Source organism: Segatella copri, assembly GCF_009495355.1.
GTDB lineage: Bacteria > Bacteroidota > Bacteroidia > Bacteroidales > Bacteroidaceae > Prevotella.
Window position 1 is genome coordinate 25,638 of record NZ_VZAD01000036.1, and the last position, 15,807, is coordinate 41,444.

The window sequence follows — 15,807 nt, forward strand, 5'->3', positions numbered from 1 at the left end:
TTGGGCAAGTTTGCCCATCCTTATGGGCAAAGTTGCCCAACGCCTTGGGCAGATGTTAACAACGCCCTTTGTTGACTTTTCTTGATGGTAAGCTTTAACTGCTTACGAAGCCGCTTTCATTGCTCTACGAAATAGGCTTCATTGACTATCGAAGCCGCTTTCATATTTCGACTTTTCTATTCAAGGGATGCTGAGTTGTTACTTCTATATGGATGCTGAGTAGTTACGTTTTTAGTTAATTTGAAAAAACGATCAGGACTTGAAACACGCTCTCATTTTTATACTATAAAAGAATATATGTAACTCCATTCAGTAATATGTGTGCGAATATACTTGCGTAAATTCCCAAGTTCAACCTGAAATAAGTAAACAATATTCCAGCACTAAATTGTGGCAAACAAGCAATGATGAGATAAGGTAAGTAATACATTTCTACATTGTAATTATTTATATGCATTAGGGAAAACCATAAGATAGAAAACCAGATGAATGATCTATATAGATATTTATTACTTTTGATACTATCATACCTTGCTTGCGGTATCTTGTAAAAAAGATATCCCATCACAAATGCAATTGCTAACTTTGTAAGAATTCTAATATATTTGTCGTCTATGTGATATAATTCTCCTAAAATGAAAAAAGAGATACAAGTTACACTGATAATGATTTCTGTCTTGTGGAATGACAACCATAGTCTGTGTATTGTTTCTTCTATGATCGGCCCAATTACTATTAACATTAGTATTGTGTCTTTTGTCATATTTTCTTTTGGCTTAAGTTCATGAGGCCATCCTATATGATGTGCATAGCTGATAACAAGAATAGAGACTATTAATAAAATAAGATAAATAACAGCCCCCTTTATAAGTATCACTATCGGTTTCTCTCCTTTATTCTTATCAGAAAGATAATGATTAATATCTAAATTTAATTTCATCTGAATATTCATGTTTTTACAAATCAATTTCATCAAATTGTTCTTTCCATAGTCTATGGTAGATTCCATTTTTAGATAGAAGGGACTGATGATTGCCTGATTCTGCCACTTTGCCTTGGTCTAAAACCACAATGTTGTCCGCCGTTTTTACCGTACTGAGACGATGGGCGATAACAATGATGGTTTTGCCTTGCTTTGAAAGAGAATCAAGCGCCTTTTTAACATATCGCTCGGAGATAGAGTCGAGCGAAGAGGTAGCTTCGTCAAAGATAAGAATCATCGGGTCTTTGTACATCATTCTTGCAATGGCAATACGTTGACGCTCTCCACCCGAAAGACTGGTGCCATGCTCACCAATTATAGTATTGTATCCATTAGGCAACCTATCGATGAACTCTTTTAGTCCTAATTGCTCTATGATGTTTGTTATCTTTTGCATATCTGGATTAAAGTCTCCCAAAGCAATATTCTCTATGATTGTACCGGCAAACAGTTCTATCTGTTGTGGAACAGAACCTACATAACGGCGCAAGCTTCTATTACTCAGATTCTTTATCTGATAACTGCCTATACGTATTTCTCCATCTTGTATTGGATAGATATGCTGCAGCAGGGATACCAATGTTGTTTTGCCCGACCCACTTTCTCCCACAATAGCTGTTGTTTTTCCTGTCTCTATTTTCAAGTTAAGTTTCTCAAAGACTTGCTTTCTCGAACCATATCTGAAATATACATTTTCAAAGACAATACCATTTATCATATCAGGCTCAAGGTCGAAGCACAACATACTCTCTTCCTCTACCTCCAAATCCATGATTTGGAATAGGCGGTCGGCAGCTATAAGTGCATCTTGTATGGTCTGGTTTGAGGTTATTATCGAACCGATAGGAGAAATGACATATCCTACCAACGAGTAGAACAGCATCAGAGTACCAGGTGTAATGGATTTGTCGATGACCAAGGTACTACCAACCCATAATACCACAATGGTTATACCTGTAGATATGAATTGCACTCCGTTATTTGCCAAGATAGATCCATAGATGCTGCGAAAAGTATTCTTCAATAATACCACAAATCGATTTTCTGTTTTCAGATTGGCAAAATCTTCCACACCAAATCTCTTGATGGTGGCAATAGAGTTAAGAGACTCTACAAGCTGCGACTCCAAGTCGGCACTGCTCTCCATGATTTTTCGTTGATACTTACGATTCAGTTTATTGAATCCCCAGAATACCAACAAGAACAATGGAGCCGAAGCAAGCGTTATCAGAGCTAACTCCCAAGAGTAAACAAACATAAGGAACACGGAGAATATCAATATCATCATGTTTACTATCAAGTCGAGAGAAACATTATTGATAAAGTTTCTTATCTTGACAGCATCATTGACACGAGAGATAATCTCACCCACACGCATGGTATCAAAGAATTGTTGTGGCAAATGCAGCAAATGTTTGTAATAACCAAGGATAAGGGCTGCGTCAATACGTTGGCCTGTTTTTAGGGCAAGAATACTCTTCATCGAACCGATGAAAGTGCGCAATACGAGTAACACAATCATTATGACACTCATCAGATTGAGTAAGTTGAGATTTTCATCGACCAACACATAGTCGGTTATCTTGCCTACATATACTGATACAGAAAGTCCTAATACACTATATATCAAAGCCCCAAACAAAGCCTGCGTCATCATGCTTTTATGTGGAGCAAGTAGTTGTAAGAACTTCATGGTCATACTAACTTTTTCGTTGCCTTTCTCGAAAGTTTCGTTTGGCTCCAATATAACCAGAATCCCAGTCCACATTTTCTCAAATTCTTGCCTTGTTGCCTTATGCATTTCTCCATCAGCAGGATCCATGTAGACAACCCCCTTCTTACTTATCTTGTAGAGCACGACAAAATGGTGAAGTACTTCTTTTATCACCACATGAGCAATAGCTGGGATAGGTATCATGCAGAGTGCGTCATACACGCCTCTTACACCTTTGGCAGAAAAGCCTAATTTCTGTGCAGCCTCCACCATGCCCAGAATGTTGGTACCCTTCTGGTCGGTATAGGCATATTGGCGTATTCTGGCCACAGGCACTTTAAGCCCGTAGTGTGCGCATACCGAGGCGAGACATGCAGCCCCGCAATCTGTCACATCGTGTTGTTTTATCTTAATGCTTCTTTTCATCATCATTACTGTTTATTCGGTAATATATTGGGTAGGATTAATCCATTCGTCTATATTTTGATATAGAATGTCAAACAGTGAGCGCTTGGTTATCATAAATCTCACATTTGCCACCATTCCTTTTTTGAGGTATCCTTTCATGCCAGTTTTCTTCATGACGAGAAACTTTTGTTGCAATTTGCATTTTACTTTAAAGTAAGTATTTCCTTTTTCATCCGACATATAATCGGACGACACATAAATGACAGAACCCATGACCGTGCCCCACTCATTATAATTGAATGAGGTGATTTGGACCTTGACAGGCATACCTACAGAGATATAGCCAATATCATTGGGCGACACGTATGCCTCTACATATATAGTGGAATCAGGACTGACGCCACAGATAGATTGCCCTGTCTGTACGCTGCTTCCACGATAGATTCCTGAAAATTGCTCTATGGTGCCATCTACCGGGCTACGCAATTCATACATATTTTTAACCTCAGCCTTTTCTTGATTTTGGGCGGATTGCATTTCCTTAAATTGGTTTTGATAATTGTTCAGTTCCGTTTGCCAAGTGCTTAACTGAGACTCTATAAGAGATGACAATTCCTCCTTTTTGCTTTGATAAGTAAAGAGATACTTTTCATATTCTTCCTCGGAGACAAGAAACTTGTCGAAGAGTATCTTTTCTCTGTTATATTCTCTTTTGGCTTGTTCTATAGCTACCTGTAATTCTTGTTTTTTGCTAACATACAGTTGGTATTCCTGTAGGCGAGTTGGTGATCGAAAAACAGAAGGCTTACCACCAATAGATAAGGTCTTCAAGTCAGATATATGGTCTTCAAAATCTTTTAACCGATTGTCTTGATAGGCTATTTTTTCATGAGAAGAAGAGGCTCGAAAGCGAAGAAGGATATCTCCTTTCTTCACTTTCTGCCCTTCATAAACATATACATCATTTATTATTCCAGAGATCGTTGCTTTGATGTCAGTTTTCTCAATGGCTGGTCTTACCACACCATTACTTAGGATGGAAATATCAACATATACGAATGGCAACAGTACGAATGCCAGAACTATGGTTGCCAATACCACCCAATAAATGACTTGAGACTTTGTCGTGTGCTGATAGATGTAGGTCTCAATACTATTCTCTATCCAAGCAGGAGGTAAAATCATTGAAGATGACTTGTTTTTTACAAGGTCAAGATTAGTTGATAATCTTGACCTTGCTGTAAATTAATGCAAAGACATAACTAAGGCGTCACCGAAACCGGGATTGTGCTGATGTGTATACACTAATTCACCAGCAATTCTTCCTAACCAATAAAGCAATGAGCCTTTTTCACCTGCGTTGATAGACTTGAGCTCTTGCTCATCTAACTCTTTTAAATAATTGTTACATTTCATAGTTATTTTCTTTTTAATCCGTCATTATAACCTTGCTTAAGATCGTCAGGAGTACCAACTAAATAATCTGCAAGCAAACCAAAGAGATATTTAACAATTTTATCTTTCATTCCTCCTCCATTAATTTCCATTAGTTGAGAAGCTGACAATTCTATGATCTTTTCCATATTTATTTCTTTTGAATATAACACATATTTTTTTTATTGTAAGTGATAGTACGACAATACATATTATGACTAAAAGTATATGAATAATCAATAATTGTTCTTTTGTCATCCCATATGTGATTGTTGAAAGAGATGTAAAACTCCATACACAACATGATAGATTGTTCGTAGTATGGATGATGATAGAAGGCCATAGACTTCTTGTTTTATAGAATAACCATCCCGCAATCATACTAAATATAGCAGCACCTATCATTTGGGTGAGATTTAAGTGAATAATGCTAAATATAAAAGTCGAGATTCCTATTGCAATCCATGGATTAGTCTTCCCTTTTAACAAACATCCTAAAACAACGCCCCTAAACAACATTTCTTCTGCCACAGGTTGTAGCAAACCTATAGTTATTGTACACAGCAGAGTATTTTGCGTAATGGAGGTTAATGCATTCTCAAACAAATTTGGTATATATATATATGTACCAAAAACAGAGAGCAATACCAAATTCGAAATAGCGATAATAGGACAATATAAAGCAATTTTTATTGGACATTTCTTTAGATAGTTCTTTATGGAATATCTATATAAAATCCATGTGATAATTGCAATGACAAAAACAGAATGAGAAAGCACGTAATTGTTTCTATTTGCAAAATTACCAATGGCTGAGAATAATTGGAATATACAAACTACAGCCATAGCAACCATCAAAGTAGTTACCAGTCCTTTCGTTCCTGCTAATAGTTCTTTCTTCATATTACTTGTGATTATATTGTTTCTAACCTTCTAATTTTGTGATGTTCTCTGTAAGTGAGCCAGGGCCATCCCTTATATATGCCGATTTCCTCTTCTGTAAGAGTGGCAAGATAAGCCTTAAGTTTATCTTGTAATCATATTTGTTGGATGATTTACAAGTTGGCTTACAGCCGTTGGTTGTAAACTTGTTCATACTTGCTTATTAAAAACTTTATGTGAACCTCTAATATTTAATAAGTTACTCATGTCAAAATACCTGAGTAACATGAAAGGTTAATCACTAAGTTTCTAATTTAAATTCATCGTTTTAACGACAAAATATTTTTCTAAACTTTTTCATTTTTCAAATAATTTAAAATATAAACAATATAAGAAAAAACAAATTAACCCTCCTATTAGAATCATTGCTATGAAACTAATTGCAGAGGTTAAAAACTGCAAGGCGAATAATGATACAAAAGTATCGATGATAAGCAATGCTGTAATTAACCACCATTTCGGAGTTGTTGATTTCAAAGGTGCCCAAAAAGATGCCATAATTAAATATTATATTTTGTATTTAGAATCTCCATAAGTGGTAGATTAAACCACATAAAAAGAAGTCTTTTTCAGAATTTCTTTATTTTAATGTATGCCGCTAATATTTGTTCCCATTCTAAAAGATGAATTTTGCAATGCATCATAAATGAAGGAGCATTATGAATGCGTTCTGTTTGACAACCGCCACCACAAAGATAACGAGCCCAGCATTGCTGGCATTTTTCTAAGTTCAAAATGAACTGGGACTTGTAGATGTCTTGCTTTGATAATAAGATACCTCTTTCGATATCTCCTATGGTAATTTGGTATGGCAACATATTTTGACATGCGAAATATCGTCCTTGCTCATCTACAAGAAAGTTTGCTCTGCCAGCTTCACATCCATGCATCCTTATCGTCTTTTGAGACAGGGTAGATAGCTTCTGCTTGAAGTCCATACAGAACACTTCCTCCTTACGAAGAAGTTTATCTGTTAGGAAATTGAATACTTGCAGATAATCCACTTGCATTCTTTCCCAAGTTCTTTTGTCTATCTTTGTTTCTGACTCATCCTTTTCATTAGCACTTATGGTAAAGGCGTAGGCATAAGGAATTGCGAGGTTTTCAAAGAACTGAAACGTACCAAGTAAGTTCTGGTTTCTTGGGCTTATTGTAGCTCTGAGATTAAACTTAATGTTTGCCTGTCTCAATAGTTCTATGTTTGCCATTATTCGTTTAAATGAGCCTTGACCAGAAACCAACAAACGATTTTGGTCATTTACTTCTTGTGGCCCATCAAGACTTATAGTAATGGTAAAGTCTTTTTCCTTGAAAAGCGCTAACAAGTCTTTGTCATTGAGTAGTAATCCATTTGTATTGAGCAGAAACGCAAAATCTTTGCCTGGATACTCCTTAAACCTTTCCTCTATTCTTCTTACAGTTTCTCTTATGAAGTCCTTACATAATAAGGGCTCTCCACCAAAGAAATAGAAGAGATAACGTTTGGTATTTGGAAAATCCTTCAACAAGTTTTTTGTCGCCTTTTCTGCAACGTGGATAGACATCGGCTCAATATGCTTTTCCTTCGTAAAAGCAAAACAATATCGACAAGCCATGTTGCAAGCATGAGTCGTATTGAATGTCAACATCACCTGTTGTGGAACAGTTTCGGTTTCTTCTCGAATATGCACATTATCTCTCATTGCGATAAGAGCAGAGGTAAGCTTATCGAACTTCTCCTCATGTGTGGCATTCTCATTCCAACTACAAGTCGAGTCAAAGTATTCTTCCAATAAAGGATTTTGGATTTCCAACACTTCTTGACTTCCTGTTAGGAATACGTATTGTTTATCCTTAACTTTGACCAACTTGTAGTCTTTTGTTTCCAACTTTTTCATTAATAGATTAGCCAATACCAAATATTCCATCCCCAGGTAATTTCACAGGAGGAATATTGATGCAACATACGATGACATCGTCAGCCGTAATACCCTTGAAGACAGGCTTGTCATTGCCACCATCGTGTTCAACACACTCTTTCTTGTTTAAAGGGACAAGTCCCATTTCTTCCAACTTCTTCATAATTTTAAGTTTTTAATTTAATTATTACATTAATAGTATACATTTAATCATGGTAATAAAATGGATAAAGTTTTCCATTTATTAACTTATAGTATACTTTTCTCTCACCACCAGCACCACCAAGTGAAGATAAACACTCTTCTATGGTCAAATTTCTTATTTCTGTTCTCATTATTTTTGTTGTTTGTTATTTTCGATTGCAAATGTATAAAGTTTTAAAAATATTAAATGTTAGATGTTTCTTAGGTTTATGTTAGATTTTATTTGTATTTTTGCAAAAAATGAAAGTTGACGGCTATAAAAATATTACTATTGCCACTATATTTGCTGTGTTTTTATTGCAAACGATATGGTTGTATAATTCTTTCAGTGTGGCTGTAAATAAGTTGACAGCGGATGTAAACGCTTTTTTTATTCAATGTCTCTTTAAGGAGTTAGACGGCAGATTTGCAAATATCCCACCAGATGCTCAAATTCAAGGTTCTAATAACCCGAATCCGAAATACGATAATTATGAATACATCAATAATGGCATATTCAACTTGTGCCATAAAGATGTCAATTTTCATCAATTAACAAAGATACTCAGTCGAAATATCAAGCAAACTAACATGCCTAATACTTATATACTATATAAAGTAACTAATAAGAAAAAGTCAATAGTATATAAAAATAATAGCTTTTATACAACTAAGATTGGAGCTATAAAATCAGAAATTATCCCGACAAGGATAGATGGTTCACAAGGCATTCAAATAGAATTTGCAAATCCTATTTCCTTATACTTTCATGAACTTGGACTTCTAATTTTTATAAGCTTCATTCTCTGCATTTTAGCATTTACATGTATTATGAAGCAAGTTGCAATTATTCGAACCCAACAAAAAAATGCAAGAATACAAAAGGATTTTAGTTATGCTATGATACATGATATGAAAACTCCATTGTCAACTATTAGTATGGGGATTAATACTCTTACTGTTCCTTCTGTTGGAGAAAATAAAAAGTTGAGAACAAAATATCTAACAGTTATAAGAAATGAGAATAAACATTTGTATCAATTAATAAATAGAATCCTTACTATTTCTAAGTTTGAATCAGGAAAACTTATATTAAATAAGACTATTATAAACTTAGAACAACTATTAAATAATATAGAAGGAAATTTTGAAGTAAACTCACAGAAAAATATTACATTCAAAAATATTATAAATGAATCACTGGTGTTTGCAGACGAAGAATATTTAAATGAAGTCTTTTATAACCTAATAGACAACTCTATAAAATATTCTAAAAGCACAGTTTATATAGAAATTACTTCTTATAGAGTAGAAAATGGTGTAAATATCCGGGTGAAGGATAATGGCATGGGCATATCCAGAGAAGACCAACAAATTATCTTTGATAAATTTGAACGAGCTTCCGCTTCTAAACGCACATTTACTAAAGGTGGTGCTTCTGGATTTGGGTTAGGTCTAAACTATGTTCTTCATGTATTAGAGGCACATCACGGTATGGTAACTGTAGATAGTGAACTCGGAAAATATACCGAGTTCACCATATTCTTGCCAGATCAAGATGCAAGCAATGGGGGGGGTGAAGAAGAAGGATTAGATGGACTCTATCAATGAAAAGCCTACACCACGTGTGGTCTCTATTTGCACAAACGGGTCTATTTGAAGATCTTTTCGAAGGTTTGTTATGACAACATCAAGTCGTCGGGCAAGATAGAATTCTTTCTCGTCACTTCCCCAAAGGATATTCTGTATGGTCTCCCGCTTGATGATTGCATTTTTGTTCTTGGCAAGAAGTTCTAATGTCTTTGATTCTTGTCGTCCCAATTTCAAGCAGATTTTTCCATCTTCATCCTTTAAACATGTGTGTTCTGGATCCAATATGTGTTTGCCAATCTTGACGCAATTCGAGACGTTGCGCCTTTCTATTCCTCCTTTGAGTTTTAGCAATGCCTTGACATGACAATCAAGTTCCTCTGGCACAAAAGGTTTCTTGATATATTCATCAACACCAACATTATACCCTTCTTTCAGTTTGGACGGCGAAGTGAGGTTGGTGGTAAACATAATGATGGTCTCGCCATCTAATTCACGGATATGCTTTACCATGTCAATGCCGTTCATGATAGGCATGTCAATATCTGAGATGATAACATCAGGCTTGAATGTTTCCCAAGCCTTGATACCATCTTTACCGTTGCAGGCAGTTATAATCTCGTAACCACCAACGACATCTTCCAACGTATTTTTCTCGACAAATGCGAGATTCCCGTCATCTTCCACCAGAAGTAATTTTATGTCTGCCATTTGTTAGTCTTTCTATTTGATTGATGATGCCAAAGATACGAAAATAAATCCTGATAGCGGCATCAATCAGAGATTATTTTCGTGAAATATAAGCATTTAAAAACAGACCTTACTTTAAAGTAGACTCTGTTTACGAACTATTGTCTAATCGTTGATAGTTTCTATTTCTTACAATTTGGCTGGGTCATAAAACTGTAGTTTCTTCATTTCTGCTTGTTCTTCGGACGGCAGGAGTGGCAATCCATGGACTGATATATAGTTTTCTATCGCTTGAGTAGCTTCTTGCGGTTGCAGATTAATGCCTGATTCTTTCTTCTTTTCATCTACATATTCTTGTTCCGTAATAAACAATTCTGTAACAACGTGAATTAACTGTTTATGAGAATCCTTTTTATGCCAATAATTGTAACTTTGATCAGTTTTCTGAAAGATCAAGTTTTTAAAGGAATAATAATCCTCATCACTTAATCGGTATGCCTCCGTGAATTTGTCACTTACTATTTCCTGCGAATAACCAAATATATTTTGAGAAAGCTTGTCATATGTAGGCACCATATCCATTTCTATCGTACAGCATTTACGGATAGAATCAGTTGTTATTCTTCCTATAGTTTGGCTCTTCTTTTTAATATATCCAACATTAGCAGAATCTTGAATAGTATACTTTTTACGACATTCCTCTATAAAAGTTGTTCCTTCTGGCCACGGACGAAATGTTGCTTGATCGCTAAGCATAAAGGCCCTTTTCTTATCTTTACTAATAAGCTCTTCATTTCTTAGATAACGACAGCCATATTTTCTTAAATATACTTTTTCATTTTTTAGATTGATATAGTATTCCACGATACCATCCACGTAATACTTAAGCAAAGAATCATTGTGTTGATAACTACGATAATATCCCTTTAATCTTACAAACTTAGGTTGTTTACCACTTATTGTGACATCTTGTAATTTTACCTGCCCTAATACCTTTAGCGGTAGAAGCAATAAAACTAAATACAAATATTTCATAATTTAATAATTGTTGAATTCCGTTGTCGCCTGCAAAGTTACAATAATTTGCGAATACCTTTTGTTAGCTAATTGTTAGATTTATGTTAATTGTGCACACTTTAAAAAGTCAGAACACAATCAATCTGAAGTTCAGAAGTTATAGAATTTAAAGAAGTTATCACTCCCTTCGGTCGTCGGTAAAAGTTATAGCCAATAGCCTTGGAGTGGGAATGTTTAGTGTACGAAAAAGCAGGAATTCCTATTGGGGAACTCCTGCTTTTGTATTTATTGTATGAAAGTTTATTTTGCTATGTTATGCCGGGCAGTCTGTCGGATGATGACAGAATTATGAATATCTGATAATCTGTCCAGGAGTAAGCTTCTTGTCCTTCTTGTAACCATTGAGGCGGCAGATCTTCTCAACACTTACGCCACGCTTCTCGGCAATAGAGTTGAGAGTCTCGCCGTACTTAACCTTGTGGTAAAGCTTCTCGCCACTTGCGCTGGCTTCGTATCTGCCCACAGAGCCTCCGTTGACTTGCTCGCGTGTGTAGCCACCGTTGCCCACTTTTCCACGAACCGAGTTGGCTGCAATGCCCTCGTGCTCGTATGTGTTACGGTTGAAGTCATAGTAGTCGCCCACTACGTCCTGGTTGCGGAAGTCGAACATCAAGGCAGGGTTCAGTGCTACGCCGCAAAGGCGAGTCTCAAAGTGGAGGTGCGAACCTGTGCTTCGACCGGTATTTCCACCGAGTCCTATCACTTCGCCGGCTCTTACGTCCTGATTCTCTTCTACGAGCTGTGCAGAAAGGTGACCGTAGATAGTCTCCAGTCCGTTGTTGTGACGAATAACGATGTATTTGCCGTATCCGCCTCTCTCATATCTTACGATACGTACTTTTCCTGAGAAGGCAGCACGTATGGTGTCGCCGATATATACTTTGATGTCCATACCCTTGTGGCTACGGCCAAATTGCGCACGATAACCGAAGTTGCTGGTTACCACGCGGCTCTGGGTAGGCATACAGAAATGACGAAGGTCTATACGGAAATGCTCAGGCAGCGATGTGGCTTTGTGAGCGTATTTATTGGAGAAATCTTCATAGAGTTCGCTGGCTGGGTTCTCACGCTCTTCCATCTGGCGATAATGAGAGATGGCTAAAGTGTCGAGCGACTTCATTCGATGATCTACCGGTGCCTGACGTGCCAGAAGGTCTTGAGCCTGAGTGGGCACGGCAGCGAGGGACAATAATACTCCTACAAAGATTTTACTTATCTTGCTTTTTAAACTCATAATTCTAAATTAATACTCTTTTAGGTTGGTCGTTTAGCATACAGAACAATAAGAATTCTGTACGGAAAATCGCAATGCAAAGTGCTCTAAGATGCGATTTTGTTATATAGACGTTGCAAATATAACAAAAATAATTCAAATAACCTAATGGATTAACATAAATTATTCGGTCTTTAACATGCTCGTTTTCACTCGGATAGCTTTCGAATGCAGTTTATATATAGGCGAATTGGCATAATTATTGCATGAAAAGTCGAAAGCAGAATTTAACATTTTTTCGGTTTCTCGTTTTTCCTTTTTTTTACTCTTGTTGGATATCGCTGTTCTTTTGTAATTTATCCATTTTTCAGATATCTGAGCAGAGCTACGGCAGGTGAATGTCCCATGAAGATGTACTTCTTTACCTCCGGACTTGTGAAGTGGTTGCACTGTGTATAGGCTTTATAGAGTTCATCGAGATTGATGGTAAATTCCTTGCCCGAGCTTTCTCTTATACCGATGATCATCTTGGCGGTGACGTGCAGTCGGATGTATCTGATGCCTGTTACGCTTTCTATCTCTTTGATGCCTATGAGCTTTTCTCTCATTTCCTCCTTGGTCAGGTCGGGCCGTGGCTCTGGCTCGCGAACCAGTGGTTTGCGACCACACTTCTTGGGTGTGGAGACAGGCACAGTGGCTGGCGTGGTGGGCATGTCGGGGAAGAGGTTTCCTTCAGATGTTTGTTCTTTTATTGCCATTTTTGCTTCTGTTTTACTTGATGTTGATAGCCTGTGTTGTCTGGTTGAGGGGGCTGCCGCTAACTGATGGCAGCCCAGTTGATGTTGGTTTTCTTCAGCTCTCTGAGCCTCGACCATAGTGGTGCGTACTGGGGAAGACTGCATTGCGGATCGGCCTCGATAACAGCTTGCGCCTCCTGTCTTGCCAGTTGCACAAGTTGACCATCGCGTGCTATGTTGGCTATCTTCAGGTCGAAGGCTATTCCGCTTTGCTGCGTTCCCTCCAGGTCGCCAGGGCCTCGAAGCTTCAGGTCGGCTTCAGCTATTCGGAATCCATCATTGGTGTCGCACATGATGTCGATTCGCTTTCTTGTATCCTCGCTCAACTTGTAGTTGGTTACCAGGATGCAGTAGCTTTGGTCGCTTCCTCGTCCTACTCGTCCTCTGAGCTGGTGTAGCTGAGAGAGTCCGAATCGCTGCGCATCCAGAATCACCATGACCGAGGCGTTGGGCACATTGACGCCTACCTCGATGACGGTTGTGGCAACGAGTATCTGGGTTTCGCCCTTCACAAACTTCTCCATCTCAGTTTCCTTCTCTGCAGGTTTCATCTTGCCGTGCACTTTGCTGAGGTTGTAGTCGGGGAAGGCTTCCTTGAGAGTCTCGAAGCCTTCTTCCAGGTTTTTCAGATCGCTCTTCTCGCTCTCTTTGATGAGCGGAAATACGATGTAGACCTGTCGCCCCATGTTGATCTGGCGTCTGATGCTCTGATAGAGAGAGGTCAGTTGGGTGTCGAACTTATGCAGCGTCTGTATGGGTTTTCTGCCAGGCGGCAGTTCGTCGATGACACTTACATCCAGGTCGCCGTATATAGTCATGGCAAGGGTGCGTGGTATAGGGGTTGCCGTCATGACCAATACATGCGGCGGATTCAGGCTCTTGCTCCATAGCTTGGCTCTTTGTGCCACACCGAAGCGATGCTGTTCGTCGATGACAGCCAGTCCTAAGTGTGCAAACTGCACGGTTTCTTCTATGATGGCATGAGTTCCCACCAATATCTGCACCTCTCCGCAAGCCAATGCGTCGAGTATGGCCTGTCGCTTTTTGCCTTTTACGATGCCCGTCAGCAGTTCCACCCTGATGTCCATCCCCTTCAGAAACTCCCTGATGGTTTGCAGATGCTGTTCTGCCAAGATTTCGGTAGGAGCCATCATGCAGGCCTGGAATCCATTGTCGAGTGCGATGAGCATGGTCATCAGTGCCACGAGTGTCTTGCCCGATCCTACATCTCCCTGCAGAAGTCTGTTCATCTGTTTGCCGCTGCACATGTCGGCGCGTATCTCATGCATCACCCGCTTTTGTGCTCCGGTAAGACTGAAAGGCAGGTTGTTCGCATAGAAACTGTTGAATATCTCTCCCACACGGTTGAACACGTATCCCCGGTATTTGCGTCGCTGGTCGCTCGCGTACCTTAATATATTGAGTTGCACGTAGAACAGCTCCTCAAACTTCAGCCGCACCTGTGCCTTCTGCAGTTCCTGATGAGAGTGTGGATAATGTATGTTGCGGAAGGCCTCGTCGCGTGAGACAAGGTGCAGACGATGGGTGATAAAGTCGGGCAGGGTTTCTGGCAGGGCAGGAAGCTTCTCTATCAGCGCCTTGGCTATCTTCTCTATGGCGCGCGATGTAAGCCCCATCTTTTTCATCTTTTCGGTGGTGCCATAGTAGGGCTGCATGCCCATGTCGGAGAGTTGCAGCGACTGTGCGTCGTCGATATCGGGGTGAGCAAACTGGAAACGTCCGCCATAAAGCGTTGGCTTGCCGAAAACAATGTATTCGGTATCGGTCTTGTAAGTCTTGTAGATGTATTGTGCGCCGCGAAACCAAACTAAGTCAGCTACTCCGAATCCGTCGGAGAAGTGGGCTACTACCCGTTTGTTGCGTTTTCCCATGTCGAATTCCTCGAAACAGAGAATCCTTCCCTTTATCTGTACAAAGGGCATTTCCGGTGTCAGCTCGCTGATGTGGAACACCTTGGTGCGGTCTACATATTTATAAGGATAGTATTCCAGCAAGTCACCATACGAGCAGATGCCGAGCTCCTTGCTCAGAATCTCTTTCTTCTTAGGACCTACGCCAGGCAGGTACATGATGTCTTGGTCTAAAATACTACTCATTTTTTTAAGTGAAGAGTGAAGAATGAAGAGTGAAGAATGAAGAGTGAAGAATGAAGAGTGAAGAATTCCCTTGTTCTTATTCTGCTAATAGGGCTTCTGCCACCTTGATGTCGAAGGGGGTTGTAATCTTGATATTTTCGCGGTTGCCTTCCACCATAGCTACCTGGCAACCTAAACTTTCCACCACCGAGGCATCGTCGGTAAACTGGGCCTTGTAACCCTGATTGAAGGCTTGCTTGGCAAGAGCAATGTCGAAAGTCTGAGGAGTCTGTACCACACGATAGTCGTCGCGCATCACGTTTTTGCCTCCTCCACGCTGGTCTATATAGCGCAGTGTGTCGGTCACAGCATATACGGGTATGGCGGCATATTCCTCGCGGGCGGTCTCGTAGCATTCGTCTATGACTGAGGTTGATACGAATGGGCGCACACCGTCGTGTATTCCCACCACTCCGTCGGCATCATCGGGAATAAGCGCCAGTCCGTTCTTTGATGACTGGAAGCGGGTGTCGCCACCATTGGCTATCTGGTGCTTGATGTCGAAATGATGCTCTTCGCAAAGCTGGTGCCAGTATTCCTGCTGGCTCTCGGGCAACACAAGGATGATGTTGATGTCGGGGTTGTATTCGTAGAAGCGCTCTATAGTGCGCATCAGTATGGGCTTGCCGGCTACTGGCAGAAACTGCTTGGGCGTCTCTGTTCCCATGCGCAGTCCTTTGCCTCCGGCAACAATGATTACGTAATCCATAATTTAAGTGAAGA

General features: G+C 39.4%; 16 protein-coding genes. 2 read left to right on the forward strand and 14 right to left on the reverse strand.

Annotated elements, in window-relative coordinates; genetic code table 11:
- Positions 1 to 956 precede the first annotated feature (956 nt).
- Genes F7D20_RS04005 through F7D20_RS04025 form a run of 5 tightly spaced genes read right to left on the reverse strand, consistent with a single transcriptional unit; the run spans position 957 to position 5,441 of the window.
- On the reverse strand, positions 957 to 3,128 hold the full coding sequence (locus F7D20_RS04005; RefSeq protein WP_158462943.1) for a peptidase domain-containing ABC transporter: 2,172 nt from the start codon (positions 3,126 to 3,128) through the stop codon (positions 957 to 959).
- Positions 3,129 to 3,134: 6 nt separating this feature from the next.
- Positions 3,135 to 4,289: an HlyD family secretion protein gene (locus tag F7D20_RS04010; protein WP_158462944.1), complete on the reverse strand. Its 1,155-nt coding sequence runs from the start codon at positions 4,287 to 4,289 to the stop codon at positions 3,135 to 3,137.
- A gap of 60 nt (positions 4,290 to 4,349) precedes the next feature.
- The gene (locus tag F7D20_RS04015; protein WP_158462945.1) at positions 4,350 to 4,520 is read right to left on the reverse strand and encodes a hypothetical protein; all 171 of its coding nucleotides are present in this window, start codon (positions 4,518 to 4,520) and stop codon (positions 4,350 to 4,352) included.
- A 2-nt stretch (positions 4,521 to 4,522) separates the two neighbouring features.
- Positions 4,523 to 4,687, reverse strand: coding sequence for a hypothetical protein (locus F7D20_RS04020; protein ID WP_158462946.1), 165 nt, complete (start codon positions 4,685 to 4,687; stop codon positions 4,523 to 4,525).
- Complete coding sequence (locus F7D20_RS04025) at positions 4,641 to 5,441, reverse strand: CPBP family intramembrane glutamic endopeptidase (RefSeq protein WP_158462947.1); 801 nt, start codon at positions 5,439 to 5,441, stop codon at positions 4,641 to 4,643. The genes F7D20_RS04020 and F7D20_RS04025 overlap by 47 nt, the downstream gene beginning before the upstream one ends.
- Positions 5,442 to 5,850: 409 nt before the next feature.
- Between F7D20_RS04025 and F7D20_RS04030 the strand changes: the two genes are divergently transcribed.
- Complete coding sequence (locus F7D20_RS04030; RefSeq protein ID WP_158462948.1) at positions 5,851 to 6,015, forward strand: hypothetical protein; 165 nt, start codon at positions 5,851 to 5,853, stop codon at positions 6,013 to 6,015.
- Between the two features lie 34 nt (positions 6,016 to 6,049).
- On the opposite strand, the gene F7D20_RS04035 is transcribed toward F7D20_RS04030, so the two are convergent.
- From F7D20_RS04035 to F7D20_RS13145, 3 genes are read right to left on the reverse strand one after another with little or no spacing between them, the layout of a single operon-like run.
- Positions 6,050 to 7,387 carry a radical SAM/SPASM domain-containing protein gene (locus F7D20_RS04035; RefSeq protein ID WP_158462949.1) on the reverse strand — a complete coding sequence of 446 codons (1,338 nt, stop codon included), beginning with the start codon at positions 7,385 to 7,387 and terminating at the stop codon, positions 6,050 to 6,052.
- Positions 7,365 to 7,541: a hypothetical protein gene (locus F7D20_RS04040; protein WP_158462950.1), complete on the reverse strand. Its 177-nt coding sequence runs from the start codon at positions 7,539 to 7,541 to the stop codon at positions 7,365 to 7,367. The genes F7D20_RS04035 and F7D20_RS04040 overlap by 23 nt, the downstream gene beginning before the upstream one ends.
- 43 nt (positions 7,542 to 7,584) lie before the next feature.
- Positions 7,585 to 7,713, reverse strand: a complete 129-nt coding sequence (locus F7D20_RS13145; protein ID WP_262884592.1) for a hypothetical protein — start codon at positions 7,711 to 7,713, stop codon at positions 7,585 to 7,587.
- 109 nt (positions 7,714 to 7,822) lie between these two features.
- Between F7D20_RS13145 and F7D20_RS04045 the strand changes: the two genes are divergently transcribed.
- Positions 7,823 to 9,172: a sensor histidine kinase gene (locus F7D20_RS04045; protein WP_158462951.1), complete on the forward strand. Its 1,350-nt coding sequence runs from the start codon at positions 7,823 to 7,825 to the stop codon at positions 9,170 to 9,172.
- Here the strand turns inward: F7D20_RS04045 and F7D20_RS04050 are convergent.
- The 6 genes from F7D20_RS04050 to F7D20_RS04075 form a co-directional block, all read right to left on the reverse strand.
- The gene (locus F7D20_RS04050; protein WP_158462952.1) at positions 9,152 to 9,862 is read right to left on the reverse strand and encodes a response regulator transcription factor; all 711 of its coding nucleotides are present in this window, start codon (positions 9,860 to 9,862) and stop codon (positions 9,152 to 9,154) included. The genes F7D20_RS04045 and F7D20_RS04050 overlap by 21 nt on opposite strands.
- A gap of 168 nt (positions 9,863 to 10,030) precedes the next feature.
- Positions 10,031 to 10,876, reverse strand: coding sequence for a hypothetical protein (locus F7D20_RS04055; protein WP_158462953.1), 846 nt, complete (start codon positions 10,874 to 10,876; stop codon positions 10,031 to 10,033).
- A 328-nt stretch (positions 10,877 to 11,204) separates the two neighbouring features.
- Positions 11,205 to 12,152, reverse strand: a complete 948-nt coding sequence (locus tag F7D20_RS04060) for a M23 family metallopeptidase (RefSeq protein WP_158462954.1) — start codon at positions 12,150 to 12,152, stop codon at positions 11,205 to 11,207.
- A gap of 335 nt (positions 12,153 to 12,487) precedes the next feature.
- Positions 12,488 to 12,889 carry a hypothetical protein gene (locus tag F7D20_RS04065; protein ID WP_158462955.1) on the reverse strand — a complete coding sequence of 134 codons (402 nt, stop codon included), beginning with the start codon at positions 12,887 to 12,889 and terminating at the stop codon, positions 12,488 to 12,490.
- Positions 12,890 to 12,948: 59 nt separating this feature from the next.
- Positions 12,949 to 15,045 (reverse strand): ATP-dependent DNA helicase RecG, encoded by a 2,097-nt coding sequence (recG, locus tag F7D20_RS04070; RefSeq protein ID WP_158462956.1) that lies wholly within the window; start codon positions 15,043 to 15,045, stop codon positions 12,949 to 12,951.
- A 76-nt stretch (positions 15,046 to 15,121) separates the two neighbouring features.
- The gene (locus F7D20_RS04075) at positions 15,122 to 15,793 is read right to left on the reverse strand and encodes a 2-C-methyl-D-erythritol 4-phosphate cytidylyltransferase (protein WP_158462957.1); all 672 of its coding nucleotides are present in this window, start codon (positions 15,791 to 15,793) and stop codon (positions 15,122 to 15,124) included.
- Positions 15,794 to 15,807 lie beyond the last annotated feature (14 nt).